General features: G+C 58.0%; 11 protein-coding genes and 5 pseudogenes. 11 read left to right on the top strand and 5 right to left on the bottom strand.

What is annotated here, in order from left to right; translation table 11 throughout:
- Positions 1-9: 9 nt before the first annotated feature.
- Positions 10-993: a Bug family tripartite tricarboxylate transporter substrate binding protein gene (locus A2G96_RS11330; RefSeq protein WP_043355363.1), complete on the bottom strand. Its 984-nt coding sequence runs from the start codon at positions 991-993 to the stop codon at positions 10-12.
- Between the two features lie 94 nt (positions 994-1,087).
- On the opposite strand from A2G96_RS11330, the gene A2G96_RS11325 reads away from it, so the two are divergent.
- Both A2G96_RS11325 and A2G96_RS34390 read left to right on the top strand, forming a co-directional pair.
- Positions 1,088-1,735 carry an IclR family transcriptional regulator gene (locus tag A2G96_RS11325; RefSeq protein WP_043355366.1) on the top strand — a complete coding sequence of 216 codons (648 nt, stop codon included), beginning with the start codon at positions 1,088-1,090 and terminating at the stop codon, positions 1,733-1,735.
- A gap of 259 nt (positions 1,736-1,994) precedes the next feature.
- The gene (locus tag A2G96_RS34390) at positions 1,995-2,333 is read left to right on the top strand and encodes a DUF5615 family PIN-like protein (protein WP_373424146.1); all 339 of its coding nucleotides are present in this window, start codon (positions 1,995-1,997) and stop codon (positions 2,331-2,333) included.
- Positions 2,334-2,915: 582 nt separating this feature from the next.
- Here the strand turns inward: A2G96_RS34390 and A2G96_RS11320 are convergent.
- Positions 2,916-3,926: pseudogene (locus A2G96_RS11320) on the bottom strand (IS110 family RNA-guided transposase).
- Between the two features lie 215 nt (positions 3,927-4,141).
- Between A2G96_RS11320 and A2G96_RS11315 the strand changes: the two are divergent.
- The 5 genes and pseudogenes from A2G96_RS11315 to A2G96_RS11295 all read left to right on the top strand — a co-directional run.
- A pseudogene (locus A2G96_RS11315) lies at positions 4,142-4,504 on the top strand (IS5/IS1182 family transposase); the annotation flags it as partial.
- 28 nt (positions 4,505-4,532) lie between these two features.
- On the top strand, positions 4,533-4,994 hold the full coding sequence (locus A2G96_RS11310) for a group II intron maturase-specific domain-containing protein (protein ID WP_224039293.1): 462 nt from the start codon (positions 4,533-4,535) through the stop codon (positions 4,992-4,994).
- A 221-nt stretch (positions 4,995-5,215) separates the two neighbouring features.
- Positions 5,216-5,658, top strand: a pseudogene (locus tag A2G96_RS11305) (transposase); the annotation flags it as partial.
- Between the two features lie 121 nt (positions 5,659-5,779).
- The gene (locus A2G96_RS11300; protein ID WP_231108945.1) at positions 5,780-6,412 is read left to right on the top strand and encodes a tripartite tricarboxylate transporter substrate-binding protein; all 633 of its coding nucleotides are present in this window, start codon (positions 5,780-5,782) and stop codon (positions 6,410-6,412) included.
- Between the two features lie 124 nt (positions 6,413-6,536).
- Positions 6,537-7,559, top strand: a complete 1,023-nt coding sequence (locus A2G96_RS11295; protein ID WP_043355368.1) for a LacI family DNA-binding transcriptional regulator — start codon at positions 6,537-6,539, stop codon at positions 7,557-7,559.
- 586 nt (positions 7,560-8,145) lie between these two features.
- On the opposite strand, the gene bsrA is transcribed toward A2G96_RS11295, so the two are convergent.
- Positions 8,146-9,060 carry a LysR family transcriptional regulator BsrA gene (gene bsrA, locus A2G96_RS11290; protein ID WP_043355370.1) on the bottom strand — a complete coding sequence of 305 codons (915 nt, stop codon included), beginning with the start codon at positions 9,058-9,060 and terminating at the stop codon, positions 8,146-8,148.
- A gap of 165 nt (positions 9,061-9,225) precedes the next feature.
- On the opposite strand from bsrA, the gene A2G96_RS34385 reads away from it, so the two are divergent.
- The 3 genes and pseudogenes from A2G96_RS34385 to A2G96_RS11280 all read left to right on the top strand — a co-directional run bounded on the left by A2G96_RS34385 (position 9,226) and on the right by A2G96_RS11280 (position 12,085).
- Entirely contained in the window at positions 9,226-10,371 is a 1,146-nt protein-coding gene (locus tag A2G96_RS34385; protein ID WP_062799332.1) for a sterol desaturase/SRPBCC family protein, read from the top strand.
- A gap of 42 nt (positions 10,372-10,413) precedes the next feature.
- Positions 10,414-10,536: pseudogene (locus A2G96_RS34380) on the top strand (hypothetical protein); the annotation flags it as partial.
- A 322-nt stretch (positions 10,537-10,858) separates the two neighbouring features.
- The gene (locus A2G96_RS11280) at positions 10,859-12,085 is read left to right on the top strand and encodes a hypothetical protein (RefSeq protein ID WP_043355374.1); all 1,227 of its coding nucleotides are present in this window, start codon (positions 10,859-10,861) and stop codon (positions 12,083-12,085) included.
- Positions 12,086-12,100: 15 nt separating this feature from the next.
- On the opposite strand, the pseudogene A2G96_RS32390 reads toward A2G96_RS11280, so the two are convergent.
- Positions 12,101-12,319 (bottom strand): annotated as a pseudogene (locus A2G96_RS32390) (transposase domain-containing protein); the annotation flags it as partial.
- Between A2G96_RS32390 and A2G96_RS11275 the strand changes: the two are divergent.
- Positions 12,267-14,000 carry an SAVED domain-containing protein gene (locus tag A2G96_RS11275; RefSeq protein ID WP_224039289.1) on the top strand — a complete coding sequence of 578 codons (1,734 nt, stop codon included), beginning with the start codon at positions 12,267-12,269 and terminating at the stop codon, positions 13,998-14,000. The pseudogene A2G96_RS32390 and the gene A2G96_RS11275 sit on opposite strands and share 53 nt — an antisense overlap.
- A 907-nt stretch (positions 14,001-14,907) precedes the next feature.
- Here A2G96_RS11275 and A2G96_RS33225 read toward each other — a convergent pair.
- On the bottom strand, positions 14,908-15,660 hold the full coding sequence (locus tag A2G96_RS33225; RefSeq protein ID WP_137924358.1) for a hypothetical protein: 753 nt from the start codon (positions 15,658-15,660) through the stop codon (positions 14,908-14,910).
- Positions 15,661-15,799: the final 139 nt, after the last annotated feature.

The following is a 15,799-nucleotide window of genomic DNA, read 5'->3' as shown; positions in this document are numbered from 1 at the left end:
GTAACTGACCTACTGCACGGTGATGTGCGCGGTACGAATGAGCTTTTGCCATTTCGCCGACTCCTGCTGGATGAATCGGCCGAACTCATCTCGTCCTGCGCCAGAGATGATTCCGCCGATGTCGCCAATCTTGCTGCGGACGTCAGGCATCTTGAGTACAGCTTGAATTTCGGCATCCAAACGGGTGACGATCGGCTTCGGCGTTGCGGCAGGTACCAAGACGCCGAACCAACCAGTGATCTGATAGTTGCTCAGACCAGCTTCAGTCATCGTTGGGACGTCCGGCAGCAACGGGGAACGGACAGCACTCGTGATGGCGAGTGCGCGAACCTTTCCGCCTTTTACGAGATTCAATGCCGAAGGCATGTTGTCAAACATGATCGGTACATGGCCTGCCATCGTGTCGTTCAGGCCGGGGCCGCTACCGCGGTATGGCACATGAACCATGCGCAGGCCCGCTGTCGAAGCGAACAGTTCACCCGCCAAGTGCAAAGATGTTCCGTTGCCAGGCGTTGCGTACGACAAGGGATTGGGCTGTTGCTTCGCGTACTGAACGAGTTCCTTCACCGATTTGACCGGCAGTTGCGGGTTGACCACCAGCAGGTTGGGAACCTCCGCCAGGAGCGTCACCGGCGCGAGATCTCGCGTGGGAGAAAAGCGAGCGTCGGGAGTAAGCGTGGGGTTGATGGCAATAGGACCAATATTGCCCATAACGATGGTGTATCCATCAGCGGGCTGTTTCGCAACATAGGCCGTGCCAACATCGCCCCCAGCGCCTGGCTTGTTCTCGATCACCACGGGCTGCCCGAGTCGTTCAGAGAGCTTGGCACCGACGATACGTGCCAGCATGTCAGTGGTGCCGCCCGGCGGATACGGCACGACCCACTTGATCGGGCGACTCGGCCAGGACTCGCTGGCGTTCGCAACAGATTGACCGGTCGCTGCCCAGCACCCCACCACAGCGGCGCTAAAGCCCAATATCCATCGTTTCATTCGTTGTCTCCTGACCTCAAGAAGCAGGTTGCATCTCAAGGGCACCTGGTTTATGATGTTCACTAGGTGAACTAGCGGTACACAGGGTGTACGAATGAAGAATAATAGATCGATCCAACGCTGTCTAGCGGTGCTGCGCGCTTTCCGAGAGAACGGGCGACCTACGTTGGCGGAGTTGTCGCGTGCCGTAGACCTGCCGCACCCGACCGTTCTGCGCTTTCTATTGACTTTGGAGGAGGAGGGATATGTCGCGCGCGAGGGCAACCAATGGCGCTTGACTACCCGAGTCTTCGAAATCGGCTTTGCTGCTTTGGAAAGTTTGGGAGTGACAGACTCGGTTCAGCAGATGCTCCAGCAACTGGCTGACACGTACGCAGGAACATCCAACCTGGGTGAAGCGAACCCCGACGGGGTGATCATTATTGGAAGGGCGATGGCACTCGCGGAACGCCGTCGCCTCGTGGTGATGAATCTCCGGGTTGGAAGCATCCTGCCTCCAAGTAGCGCGCTCACACAGGCGTTGACCCTCGGGGTCGGTGAATGGGCGATGGTCGAGTATCCAGAGAGCAATCAGATCTCAGTTGCAGTCCCGCTTGCTCGGGTTGGCAACCGCCAGCTGGCTATCGGGATTTCCACATCGCCAGCCGAGGCGACACCCGAAAGGATCGAGAATGAAATCATTCCAACACTTCAGAATGCCGCAGCGATGGTCTCAAGGCTTGTTGGGATGGGGCCAGCGTAGGGAGTTCGCTCATCGCCCCGGGTGCGGAACCGTCGACTGATCAACACGAATCTGCCCGCTTGGCCGCTGGGATCTGTCCGGCGCTTGCAATCGAGGTTCACGAGGATCTCTGATGATTTCCCGTGAGCACATCGTAGTCGTCGGGACACCCGCCGCCGGCATCACGGCATCACGGCATCACGGCGGCACGAGCGCTGCGGGCGCAAGGGCTGGCCCGGACGCCTTACTCTCATCGGAAAAGTAGGCGGCTTACCCTAGCATGGCGCTCATTGGACACGCCGACGAGGCCAGTTTCGCGACGGCTTGTGAAACGCGACGCATCATACTGACGCACGATTCTGATTTCTTGGATGATCAGCGCTTCCCATTTCACCGTAACCCAGGCGTGGTCGTTCTACTAGCTGCAACTGGCAATGGGACGCTGGAAATCGCATTAGCAGATCACTTGCGCATACTAACGCCCCGTACGGCAACGCCCATGTTGGCGCCAATATCTTCGCAACAGACGATCGAGAATGGACCGTCCGCAGGCATACTCGCGCCGAAGGAACGCACGTTGAAACCCGCATCAAGCTGCATCCAGGAGATGACGCCCTAATTTGGGAGTAGCGGAGGCGTACCTAGCTACGCAGACGATTCTGCGACATGAAAGTTGCCGGGCAGGATCAATCTTCGAAGCTGTTCTGATGCGTGGTGTCTGCGACACTGCCGCTTTGGCTGGCGGTCAACGTAAAGGCATTGAGATCTGGGGCCGCTCAGTAGCCAGTACTTTGAGCCCGCATCCGATACTCCAGATCAATGCGGCCACCTTGGTTGTCAGCGTGCTCGTACTGATGATGGCGCGACAACCCGGTGTTCTGGCGATGCACAACTGTCATAGTTGCTGCGGCGCGATCCGTCACTAGGGAATCGCCTTATGTGGACGCCTCCCGGATTGCAAGCCGATTGACATGGTGGTCGACAGGTGAAGGCAGCACGCCTATGTCCGGCCCTTTTGTGCAGGCCGCTCAGCCTGCTGGCCCATATGGAATTCGCTGGCGAGGTCCTCATCTGATCATCGAGCGTTGCTGCTCACATTCCCTATCGGGTTTTCCTCGCCCCGGTCCAACCTGTTAGCCATCATGCGATCAATGCTTGCGCTCCTTGAGAAGAAGTCAGTTCAGGCGGGCCACGCACCTGGCTATGCAGCCATGGCGGGTGCCGTGTATCTCGTATCCCTTGCTAGCACCGCCCAGATGGTCCGGGCGAGTTTGTTGGCTACGGCAGCCACCACTACATTGAAAGGACGTCGCTGAAGCAATCCGTCGAGCCAGGCGGTTCATGCGCCTTTGATGATCACCGATCTGGCGCCGTGTATGAGTAGGGTGCGCAGGTAGGTGTCACCTCGCTTGCTAATGCCAAGCTGGCGCACGTGACCACCGGTGCCCGTTTGTTTCGGTACCAAGCCTAACCAGGCAGCGAACTCACGCCCGGAGCGAAACGTTTTGGCATCGCCGATCGCAGCCACCGCAGCCGTGGCGGTTAGCAGCCCCACGCCAGGAATTTCAGCGATCTTCTGGCATTCCTGATTGTCGCAAAGCGCAACCTTGAGCCGACGTTCCAGCACAGCGATTTCCTTGTCGGTTGCCTGCACGCGTGCCCATTGCTCTCGTAGGCTGTCGATCAGTATGGCTGGCAAGCGATTCGCGATCTTGGCAAGCGCACCAGAAATTTTTTCGGCAAATTCCCGAGATCCTTCCGGAAGGACTTCACCAAACTCATAGAGTAAGCCGCGCAATGCGTTCGTCTGCATGATCCGGAACTTCATCAGTTGAGCCCGGATGCGGTGCAGCGCCAGAATGGTCTGTTGCTGCTCGCTCTTGATCGCAACAAACCGCGCCTCGGGCTGCTGGACTGCTGTCCAGATAGCTCTGGCATCGGCAGCGTCGGTTTTATTACGCAACACAAAGGGACGAACCGATCGCACAGAGATGAGCTTCACTTCGTGGCCGAGCTTCTGCAGTTCTCGTGCCCAACGGTGGGCGCTGCCGCAAGCTTCGATGGCAATGAGTGAACGCTCCCGCTGAGCAAGGAAGTCGGTGACCTGGCTCCGCTTCAACTTGATGCGCTCGATTTCACCGGTGTTGGCATTCACCGCATGAAGTTGGAAGACATGCTTGGCAATATCCATGCCGATGACGGTAAGCTTCATTTTGGATCGTCCCGATCAGGGTCGTTTGCAATCGACACCTCCACTTTGGCATAGGGATGCCATGGCAGCGAGGACCCTTACAGTTACTCTTGCAGGTAAGCGGCGCCCCGTTGCCGGGGGGAGGCGTCCATACCATCTGATTAAATCAGTGCGCGAGTCATCGAGGCATTGGGTGAGCGCGTTGTCATGAGCGTGTCCATGATTCAGGTCCTGTGATGAAGCGACAGATCAGTTTTGCGGAAGCGGAAAGTCACGGCAAGAAGCGTGTGACGCGCCGCCAGCGCTTCCTGTCGGAGATGGAGAGCGTGGTGCCGTGGGCGCGCCTGATTGCGGCGGTCGAGCCGTACTACCCCAAGGGCAAACGTGGCCGGCCGCCGATCGGCCTTGAGCGGATGCTGCGCATTTACTTCCTCCTGCAGTGGTACGGGCTGTCGGACGAGGCACTGGAAGACGCGCTGTACGACAGCATGGCGATGCGGGCGTTTGCCGGGATCGACCTGGCAGTCGAGGCGGTGCCAGACGCGACCACGCTGCTGAAGTTTCGCCGCCTGCTCGTCGAGCATGAACTGACGCGAAAGCCGACGGCTTCGGGAAGAGTTTGCCAAGTTGCAGGTCGAGGTCAATGAAGAGAAGAGTCGCACGGTGGATTTGGACTGCGGTGAGAGCTTTGGCTTTCTGGGATTCGACTTCCGTCGATTGCGCAGCATAAAGAGACAGGTGTGGCGAGCGCACTATACGCCCAAGTTGAAGAAACGCACGGCGTTGCTGCGCAAACTCAAGGAGGTGTTCAGGCGATACCAGTCGCAGCCGGTGGATCGGGTGGTGCAACTGATAAATCCGGTGCTACGTGGCTGGGTGAACTACTTCGCGGTCGGACACTCCAGTGAGTGCTTCAGCTTCATCCAGGACTGGGTGGAAAAGAAGGTCAGGCGCCATCTGGAGCGCTCCCGGAATCGTCGGGGCTTCGGCTGGAAGACGTGGAGTAGGCGGTGGCTCTATGACGAACTGAAGCTGTTCAACGGCTATCGGGTTCGTCGTCGACCATCGACGAAAGCGGCCCCGGCATGATAGGTCCCATATACCTTGACATGAAGCAAACAGGAAAGCGTAGTGCGGGAAAACCGCATGCTGCGTTTGACGTGGCGGGAGTTGGAAACGTGACTATGGTCGCCGGATTGCGGGCCATCGCGAAAGCGGTGGAATCACCACCGGCACCTGAAGGTGCGCGCGCCAGTTCTCGACCCTACCTTAGGGGGCAGTGGCGCAGAAATGCGCCGCTGCTACCCGACGTCGGCGTGGATGCGGCCTCTGGGCTGGTGCATAGCGTGGTGGGCACAGCGGCCAAGAGTCGGACGTGTCGCAGGCCCATGCCTTGCTGCATGGCCACGAGGAGCATGCGTTTGGCGACGCGGGCTACACGGGCGTGGACAAGCGCGAGGAGATGCAAGGCAAGACCGTGAAGTGGCAGGTGGCCGTCAAGCGCGGCAAGATCAAGGCGATGTGTGACGGAGCCGTCAAGGACTTGCTGATCGCCGTCGAGCGGGTCAAGGCACAGATTCGGTCGCGGGTTGAGCATCCGTTCCACGTTATCAAGAATCTGTTTGGTCATCGCAAGGTTCGCTACAAGGGCCTGTTCAAGAACACGGCGCAGTTGTTCAGCCTGTTTGGTTTGGCGAATCTGGTGTTCGCCAGGAGGCTGTTGTTGTCCTTAGAGGGGAGCAATCCGTCCTGAGCGCGCAAAAGCGCGACCAGGAAAGGTGCGAAACGCGAGAAAGACGGCTTGAATCGGCCCATCTCTCCCGGATTGCGAAAGCTGAAGTCCTTGGCTTGTGCAACATCAAGCGCAAACCTCATTGATCAGCAATTCCTTAGTGACAACGGTGCCGCTCATTATCGTCACAGCAGCAAATTCGCCAATAAAGGACCTGCGCCAACTAGTCTCGATGGCAAAGGCTAGGCCAGGGCAGATCACCTTTGGATGCGCCGGCAATGGTTCGGGCAGCCATCTGGCCGGGGAACTCCTTAGTACCATGGCTGGCGTCAAGATGAACCACGTTCCCTATAAGGGAGACGCGCCTTCGCTCACAGACGTGCTCGGTCAGCAGATCAATGTTGCCCTTCCCACCTCGCTCGCGGGAATGCCGCAAGTCAAGAGTGGAAAGCTCAGGGCGCTCGCGGTCACGAGCAAGACTCGATTACCGTCACTGCCCGATGTGCCCACGGTAGATGAAGCACTCGGGATAAACGGCTACGAAGCCGTTTCCTGGGGCGGGTTCATGGTCCCGAGCGGGACATCACAGGCCATCATTGCTAAGATGAACAGCGAGTTCAACAAAGCCCTTCAGGATCCGGAGGTCCGCGACAAGCTGATGGCTCAAGGAGCGCAGATCGCAGGCGGCACGCCTGAGGCGTTCAATGCGTTGCTTCGCGCCGAAGTTTCGAAGTGGAAGCGAGTGGCAGATTCAGCAAAGGTCCGGCTCGACTAGCCTCACCAGGGATGTCGATCCGTCTTCGGGAACCCTCCAACGACGGGAACTGCTTTCGACTACCAATCGTTACAATGGATGGCAGACGGCCGTCATTCCGGCTGAAGATAACATCTGACCCGATATGGTGAATGTCAAGCAAGTCGCCCTCCTCGCCGGCGTTTCCTCGGCAACAGTCTCCCGTGCACTGACATCGCCGGATAGGCTGCGACCTGACACGCTGGAGCGAGTGCAGAACGCTATTGCAAGCCTCAACTACGTTCCCTTCTCGGCGGCTCGCGAACTACGTCAGGGGCGCACGCGATCGGTGGGCATAATTGCGCCGACACTGATGAATGAACTTTACGCCAAAGCAGTAGATACCTTGGAGGCCCAGCTCGACCGGCTTGGATATACCGTTCTGTTGACTTGCCATCGGGACGACAGTGAGACCGAATTGCGCTGCGCCCGCGCCCTATTGGAGCGTAGAGTGGACGGGATCGCAATAATCGGTTCACAACATCATCCCGAAGTCTTCTCGCTGATACACAAGCACGCTATCCCGTATGTACTAATGTGGGCCGTGGACCGCGAAGGGATGCATCCGACGGTGGGGTATGACAACCGCTTGGCTATGCGCAGGCTAACCACCTACTTAGTCAAACAAGGACACCGGCAGTTTGCAGTGCTCCCAGGTCCTCTCGAAACTCAGTTTCTATCGTCTCAACGGCTTCTGGGGATCCGAGACGTCCTCAGCGAGAACGACATTTCCTTACCCGATAACCGCATTTTTCCGACCCCTTACGATGCATCTGCTGTGCGACAAGCGGTGCGCGTCTGCCTGCAGCGCAAGGACTTGCTGTTGCATCGGGAACAGCCGACCGCCCTGATATGCATCAATGACTTCATTGCTGTGGCGGCGATCGCGGAGTGCCGCACATTGGGACTTTCGGTTCCGAGCGACATCTCTGTCACAGGCTTCGGCGACTGGCAGATGGCGGAACTGGTAACACCCGCGCTAACGACAGTGCACTCGAATCCCGTTCTGATTGGCGAGCTTACTTCGCGCAACTTGATTGAGCAGATCGAAGGAGGAGCCAAAAACATCCAGACCGAGTTCGAGCCTGACCTAGTAATTCGCGAAAGTACTGCGCCACCTCGACAATAAATGGCGGCCTCAAATCAAAAGTGCAACACCTTGCCATCATGCATTACTGTCCTGATCGTCCCAAGGCTTCCCATAGCCGCATGATTTCGCGAGCCTTGGTCTGACGGTCGATGACGTTGAACGGTCTTCCATCGAGGCCCATCGCCTCACGAGGGAATTCCGCACATCCTGCTGGTGCAAGTTGGACGATCGAGATGCCCTTTCAAAACGGCATAAAGCTGCCTTGCGGCAGCGACGCATTCTTGTGGCGTTGTTGCTTGTGACACGACCCCGGTCCCCTTTGATGCAGTGGGTAGGATTTTATCGCGCGAGACCTATGTGCCACACGAGCAAATGGGGCACGAAGCAACTGTAGGCGCAGGCAGGACATGGTTCCAGATGGATCGCGGCGATCCAATCGGGTTACATGGCGGTTACATAGACCGCAAAATGCACAAGGGTTTACAGGAAAACCCCTGTAAACCCTTGATTTTATTGGTGCGGCTGCAGGGCTCGAACGCGCCGCCCGATTTCCCGACACAGCGCAGGCAGCGCCACTATGGATTCAAAGATCCATCGCGCAGGCAGCCCAATGAGGCCCGCCACATCAGCTCGATTCGGTCTGTGCAACTTGCGCAATTTGCTCCTTCAGCCATTGCAGACCAGACATGTGTTGTTGTTGACGGTGCCATATCAAGCTGACCTGCACCGCAGGCGTTTCGAAAGGAAGCTCCGCGAGCTGCAAGCCATAGTTGTGCACGAAATGCCTGGCCAAGTGCCAGGGCACGGTACCCAGCAAATCGGTGCTGGCGACGATGGCTGGAATGGTCAGGTAGTGCGGAACTTGCAACTGCACATGGCGCTGCACTTTGGCCGAGCCCAGGACGATCTCGAGCGGACTGCCGCGGCCGGCTCGCGGCAAGAGCGAGACGTGCTGTGCGGCCAGATACGCCGTCTTGTCGAGGCCTTCCCTGAATGCAGGGTGGCCCGGTCGGCCGATAACTGCGAGGCGCTCTTCGTGAATCGGTTGGTAGAGCAAATCGGCGTCGTCGAAGTACAGGTAATCAATCGCCAAGTCCAGATCTCCGCTGGCCAGTCGCTGCGGGATCAGGGCACCTTCGTCCGACAGTACCTGCAGCTTCACCTGCGGCGCCAGCGCCATCAGCCGGGTCATCAGGCTCGGTAACAGCCGTAGCTGCCCATAGTCATTCATCGACAGTCGGAAGGTTCGCTCCGTGTCCGGCTGAAAACTCTCTTGAACGGCAAGCCCTGCCTGCAGCAAGCGCAGGGCTTGCCGTACCGGCACGTGCAGCGTCATCGCCCCGGCAGTGGGCTCGAGTCCCTTAGCGGTACGGCGGAAAAGAGGTTGCCCCAGTTGCTCGCGCAGACGACTGAGCGCATTGCTCACCGCCGGCTGGCTCTTGTGCAGTCGCTCGGCCGCGCGTGACAGGTTGCGCTCCTGCATCAGCATGTCGAACACGAAGAGGAGATTGAGATCAATCTGCTGCAAATTCTGATTCATCAATAATTCTCATCATCAATATCCATTGGAATGAAAATGATCGCACCAATAGACTACAACACCAAGCGACCTACTGGCGCCAGACGTCAGAAAGGTCCGCGGGGGCTTGGCGGAACTGGCCACGTATCGCGAGCCCGACAGCGCAACAGTCTTTGAGAGCCGATCATGTCTTTTGATACCCAAACCTTCCGGAAGAAATACCGGGCGAACATTTCGCCTTACTACAACCCCTGGCTGCATGCTGGCTTCGTTCTTGTTTTCGGCGTGACCTTGATCCTCTTCTTGCTGAACAAGTTGGACCACGTCAGCGCGGTGGAGTGGCTAACTGTGCCGGCCACCTTAATTTTCCACAGCAGTGGCGAGTACCGCACCCATAAGGGTCTCGGGCACAACAAGAAGCGATTCGCGAAGGCGTTCTACCAGCGCCACACGGGCGACCATCATAGTTTTTTCGCAGATGACCAGATGCGCTACGAGTTCGCCAAGGACTGGCGGGTGATTCTGTTCCCGGCATGGCTGATCGTTGTCTACAGCATTGGCGCGCTGCTCGCTTGGTCGATCATCGGCCTGGTCAATGCGAACGTCGCTGCGCTGTTTGCCGCCACGCTACTGGGCGGCTATCTCAGCTACGAGATCTTTCATGCCTGCGAGCACCTCCCGCCGCAGAATCCGATCTGTCGCCTGCCGTGGATTCGCCACATGCGGCGGTTGCATGAGTTGCATCACCGCCGTGACCTGATGCAGACCAAGAACTTCGCCGTAGTGTTTCCACTGTGGGACTGGATCTATGGAACCCTTCATTGGGAGCCCGAAGAAGCAAGCGAGAGCCTGGTCCCCACCGTCAAGATGCAGCATTCCATTGATATCGCCCGGACGCCAAGCCAGGTACTGGCCTACGTGAGTACTCCGCTTCGTTGGCACGAGTGGCATCCTTACCACGTAGCGATCACCGGGCAGGGAGGGTCGCTGCCGGTTGGGAGCCACTTTGCGTACGTCGGCGGCCGTGCAGGCAAGTTGCAGTGGGAAGTCGTGGAAAGTCTTCCGGATCGGCTCTGGCGAACCCGGGCCCGTGGCAACCGGGGTCTTGAGATGTTCGTCACGTATGAGTGCATCGGCACAGCCACTGGCACGCGCTTCGTGCGGACGCTGGAGTATCGGTTTTCCAGTGTGGTGGCCCGCATGGCTGATCGGCTGGTTTTGCGTAAGCGAATTGAGCGCGACTCTGTTGCCTTGCTTCACAAGCTGCGCAGCGTCTCCGAGAGTGTTCTTCCCGCGGCAGAAACGGATTGTGCTTCCAAACAGGCGACATGAAGGGCATGGGGGCATGCAGGCTCCACCGCGCGTGTCAGGCTGCAATGGAGCAATGGCCAGACGGAGGGTCATGTCAACAGGCTCAAGCTCCTCAAGCGCCAAATGTATGGCCGCGCCAATATCGAGCTTCTGCGGCTGCGGGTTGTTACGTCCCGCGCAATCTGAGGTTTGGGGAGGGCCGTTTATCCCGCGAACGGCTGGGGCGATTTTCTGAACATCTCCGCAATCAGCGCGAGACGCAACGGACATAAGGAAGGCCAGTACTGCTCTGATATCGTGCGATGTTTTCCAGGCGCCACACGACAACCAGAACAGACTGGCCTATGCATCGCATTGTATTTGCGTTTCTCACGCTCGAACAACATCTTCTCGCTATCCGTTGGAGAGCGTGCAAAGGTTGGGGAGGACACCAAGAAAGTGCCGCTTAGGCACCGCGCCGGTTGTATGTGAACTAGGCTGATCGGTATCGCAACGGTGGGAGCAAGCCATGCGGTTGATCATCGAAGCCAGGTTGGCGGACGAGGGCAGCGATATTGGCCATGCCGGTGAGGGCGTTTTGGCAGTGATCGAGCGCCGTGACGGTAGTCTTGCGGATCTGGGCCTGACCCTCGCGGAGGGCCGCTCGCTGTTGGCCAAGGTTCAGACCGAGCTGGTTTCGAAACAAGTCGCGGGATGGCTTTCGGGCCAGACTCATTGCAGGAGTTGCGGGGCGGCTTTGAGCCACAAGGACCAGCGCTCGACGGTGGTGCGCACGGTGTATGGCAAGGTGATGGTGAACAGTCCGAGGCTGTGGTCGTGTGCTTGCCAACGGACTGTGCCGACGCCACGATCCGTGATCCATCCCTTGTCTAAAGCGCTGACTAATCGCGCCACGCCAGAGCTGGAATACCTCCAGGCGAAGTGGGCAAGCCATCTGCCATATCGGCAGGCCACGGCGATGCTGAAGGAAATACTGCCTCTGGACAAGGGCATTTCGTTCAGCGGCACTCGAAATCGGATTCGTGCTATCGGAAAGCAACTCGACGCTGACATCGAGCGTGATATTGCGAAGCTGCCCCCTTTCGACGGAGGCGTCCAGGTTCGCGAATCCAGCCATGTCGCGACCGTGAGCGTTGACTCGGCGTGGTTGCGGCATTGCGACTCGGTGAGGGGCCTTGGCCGACATGTCAACCTCATCGCTGGACGAGCGACGTTCACCGACAGGCCGCCAAAGTTCTATGCCTATGTGCACCGGGAAGTTACCTCGGCAGTAGCGCGGCTGGATCAATTTCTCACTCGAAACGGTGTGGCGACCGACGAGCGCGTTACCGTGATCAGCGACGACGCCGGTGAATTTGAGAAGACCATCCGGGGCAGTCAGCTCGCACGCGGCAGGATTCTCGATTGGTTCCACATCGCTATGAAGTTCAAAGCGGCGCAGCGTTCCGTGTTCGGCAGTAAGGTTATCGATTCACTGGAACGAGAGTCGATAGAGACCGAAATCACGCACGCCAAGTGGCTCGCGTGGCATGGCAAGGGCCGCAAAGCGTTGGAGCGCATCAAGGCATTGGACGCGCAGCTCCTGACCAGAGCGGGGTATGAATTCAGTACGCTGTGGTGGAATCTAGATAAGGTCTGCGGGTACCTGCGGAGCAACGCGTCTACGTTGGTCAACTATGGCGCCCGGCATCGAAAGGGCTTGCCCATCGTAAGCGCCAGTTTCGGCACACCTTGAGTGCGACGAGCGTATTCAGGCAGGATGCGGCGGGGCGGCTTTCGGCGGGGCGAAGCTGAACGGCAACAGGTCGCTGATGTCGGCGTCTGGCGTTCGCTGTGGCAACTCTGTGAGCACGTGGAGCAGATAGGCATATGGCTCGACGTCACAGGCCCGGCACGTCAGCATCAGGCTATAGATCATGGCGCTTGCCTTGGCGCCGGCCACGGTGTCTGCGAAGAGCCATGCCTTTCGATTATGGAAGCCCTTCCATAATCGAAATTATCGTAAGTTCGCAATTATGGAAGCTTCGCGGGAGCTATATCGAACGAACACGCGTCGATCCATGCCGCGGCCCTGCATTTGCTGGGCTACGGCATCGATGCGGATGCATGTCCCGCCGCGCGTCAGCTATCGACTGCCGATAACTAAAGCGCCTGTGCGTCGGGACGGCGACAACTTCCAGGCCCGGATTTTCTGGCGCAAGGCCGTTTGCCTGCTTGACCCTAACAGCCCCGTCATTCGCGTGGGTTTCGAATCCGGTCCCAAAGGCTTCGACGACGTATGGGTGGAATATGACCCCAGCCGTGCACCAAATGACCCAGAAGGAAAACCAATCCTGCGGGAGTACACGCAATGCAAGTGGCACGTTTCGGTAAGCGACTTCGGACATAGCGACCTCATAGATCCCGAGTGGATCAACGCCAATCGTTTTTCCTTTCTTCAGCGGGCCCGAAATGCTCAGCACGCCCACGCGAAAGACGGGATCGGGGTCCGATTCAAATTGCTAACCAACTGGCGGATCGCGCAGACCGACCCGCTCCGACCCCTTATCCATCAGCGTCACAAAGCCATTCGCCTGGAGCAGTTGTTTGGCACGAAGACCGATGCGTCGGCGACAGGCCGGATCCGGAAACTGTGGCGGGAACATCTGGGCATCGACGATGCCGAATTGCGTCTACTGGCCCGCACGCTTTCGCTCGACACCGACTCCACATCGCTGGATGACCTCCGCGAACTGTTGGACATGCACTTCGAGAACCGGGGACTGCTTCGCATACCGCTGAACGAGAGTAGCTTCCGGTATGACGACATCGTCTTCCAATGGCTCGCCCAGGGTCGCCTCGAGTTCACGCGGGACACCTTTCGGGACGCCTGCCAGCGCGAGAATCTGTTTGCGAAAAGGAACTCTCCAAGGACACTAGTGGGTGTCAAGTCGTTCGAGCACGCGTTCGACCGACTAGAGGAACGATGCAGCACCGTCCTGGACTTGATACCGTATTTCAACGATCGGGCCATTCGCGACCAGCAAGATTGGACCGGCAACCTGTACCCCGCGCTCAAGCGCTTTCTCATTGACGCGGCGCGCGAACCGCAACCGTTACTCCTGGCGCTAGACGCCCACTTGACGCTGGCGTTTGCCGCTGGGTCCGTCGTCAACATCAAGTCTGGACGGCACGTGGAAATCGAGCAGCGTACGATCGACCGGCAAAGCTGGAGCGCGACGGACACTTTCACCAATCCAGACTGGCCGACGTGGAACTTTGAAGTGGAAGACTTGACGTCAGAGTCAGGAGAGATGGCCGTGGCTGTTGCGCTCACCCACGATATTCCCGACGCGGTGCGCGGCTATATTGCCACCGCCTTGCCTGGCGTCAGCAAGCTATTAGTCGCGAAACCGTCGTGCGGATCGGGAGCGCAGTCGGTCGCAAGCGGCAGGCACGCTTTCGAACTCGCCGAAGCCTTGGTTCAGCGCATCAATATGGAGCGGAAGGACGTGAAACCTCCAATGCATATTTTTATTGCGGCGCCCAACGCCTTTACGTTCTTCCTGGGCCAGCGTCAGCCGGGTATGGGACGAACAACCTTGTATGAGTATGACTTCGAGGGCGCGTTTGGCGGCGGCTATCAAGCCTCCCTGACGCTCCCGACCTAGCACGCGCGTCAGGCATTGCCGAATGACTGGGCCGATGTGGCTTTGGTGTGGGACATATCTGGCGAAAGTGATGGCAAAAAGCTACCGAACGGTGAGCCACGTCGATGGCTGGACTGGCCTCCCGCAATACGAGATTCGCGACAACAAGGTCTACCGGGCGGTGTCCCATGTTAGCGGTTGAACTGGCCTGCCTCAGTATGAGATCCGTGGCGATAAGGTGTACCGTACCGTGTCGCATGCAGACAGCTGGAGCGCAGTTCCTCAATATGAAATCCGAGGCAACAAGTTGTATCGCACGTGCTCCCATGCACAGGGTTGGACCGGCTCTGCACAATACGAATTACGCTAGCGCAACCAGCGCGTACGCGGAGTGGCTCACGTCGCATGTACCGTCAGCTTTCTTAGAATCACTCGTATTGGAGCGTGCGGCGGCGTTCCAGCCATTGAAAGCGCCGATCAATGTCCAACGTTGGGTCAGTTGCCGAGAGTTGATCGGGCACTCGGCCTACTGGTCGGTATGCCCTGGAGAAGCTGGCCCGCACAGAATCCATAACAGTTCGAGGCAAGACATCGCTGCCGATCGGGTGACATTCGCTACCTCCGGAACTAGTTTTCGTTCCAGCCTGCCTCCAACGAAAACAAAGTGATGGCGGATACCCGCCAAGGAAGCTCGAAACGCTGCAGCGGCACTGACGCAAAGCCCGGCGAGTTCATGAGAAACGGCCGGACGTCTAAACTGTGCTTCCTTCGGCCACACAGCCTCAAATATCGGCCCGTTGAAGGTCCGACCACGCCCTCTCGGGATCATAAGGGGCGTGCTGGCTTTCCCGCTTTCAAGGTGCTTTCGCTGCTGGCGAGTTGGCGCATGACTCCGACCACCACCGTGCGATGCCCGATTTCAGATTTCTTACGCAGAAATGCGGGGAAGATTCGGCAAAGGCCGAAACGGAGCCAAAGGCATTCCCACGGGCATCCGGAATACTACGACTCCCCGCTCGACAGTCTCCGAGTATTGATGGGCCATGACGACACCTTGTACCAGTTCGATCAGACGATCCCATTTCACAAATCCGGAGGTCGCTGCTTCTCGAATCGCACGATGCATTGTCGCATACGCCAATAGAATTCCTGCTCGGGTCGATGCTCTCGAGTTCTCGTCCCTGGAGAGAAACCATCCCAAATCTCTACTTGGCGACACCTGTTCTACTGCTGAATCAAGCGCGATAACACTATTGGCAGGTTGTTCCACAAAATAGCGTAGCAGCAGGTAGGCCTGTACTCGTGCATCCCCTGTGCTGACTTGTATTCCGTCGCCCTTCCTGAAGACGACAAATTGCTTCAGCGGAACCCTCCCGGAGCTCGCAATACCCGCAGCATAAGAACGCAGAAGCCGCAAAGTGCAGCAATAGACAACGCGTATAAGCTCGTCTTCGCGCCGTCTAATAGTAAACAAAGGCACGAATGACATATTTCCCGCCAAATGTCGTTGCCAGAACAGGGCTACGCCGTTGCATGATGGCCGTTCCAATATCTCCGGAGGCTTTGCCAGCGCACATGCAATCGCAAAGGCACATTCCGCATCCGCGGCCCATATTTCGACGTTGGAGTAGGCGATCCAACTGTCACCGCGAGCGGAGACATCCTCTACCCACTCATTCAACGTAGAGAATGCTTGTCGATATATTTTTACGTGGGTTCGATGTTCGTGGAGGTAGCTTTCGACAAAAACTCCTGGACTAAGGGGCGCCCCCGATAATGCACAGTGACATACCGGACAATGAAGCGCCTCTCTGAAGTTT

The organism is Cupriavidus nantongensis, assembly GCF_001598055.1.
Lineage (GTDB): Bacteria > Pseudomonadota > Gammaproteobacteria > Burkholderiales > Burkholderiaceae > Cupriavidus > Cupriavidus nantongensis.
The sequence above is the reverse complement of the archived record's forward strand: the minus strand, read 5'-3'. Positions and strand labels throughout refer to the sequence as shown.

Bases quoted from the DNA above. Each gene is read 5' to 3' on its own strand.
- A2G96_RS11295 (WP_043355368.1), top strand. From the start codon at position 6,537: ATGGTGAATGTCAAGCAAGTCGCCCTCCTCGCCGGCGTTTCCTCGGCA.
- A2G96_RS11325 (WP_043355366.1), top strand. From the start codon at position 1,088: ATGAAGAATAATAGATCGATCCAACGCTGTCTAGCGGTGCTGCGCGCT.
- A2G96_RS11280 (WP_043355374.1), top strand. From the start codon at position 10,859: ATGCGGTTGATCATCGAAGCCAGGTTGGCGGACGAGGGCAGCGATATT.
- A2G96_RS11330 (WP_043355363.1), bottom strand. From the start codon at position 993: ATGAAACGATGGATATTGGGCTTTAGCGCCGCTGTGGTGGGGTGCTGG.
- A2G96_RS34385 (WP_062799332.1), top strand. From the start codon at position 9,226: ATGTCTTTTGATACCCAAACCTTCCGGAAGAAATACCGGGCGAACATT.
- bsrA (WP_043355370.1), bottom strand. From the start codon at position 9,060: ATGAATCAGAATTTGCAGCAGATTGATCTCAATCTCCTCTTCGTGTTC.
- A2G96_RS11275 (WP_224039289.1), top strand. From the start codon at position 12,267: ATGGCGCTTGCCTTGGCGCCGGCCACGGTGTCTGCGAAGAGCCATGCC.
- A2G96_RS34390 (WP_373424146.1), top strand. From the start codon at position 1,995: ATGGCGCTCATTGGACACGCCGACGAGGCCAGTTTCGCGACGGCTTGT.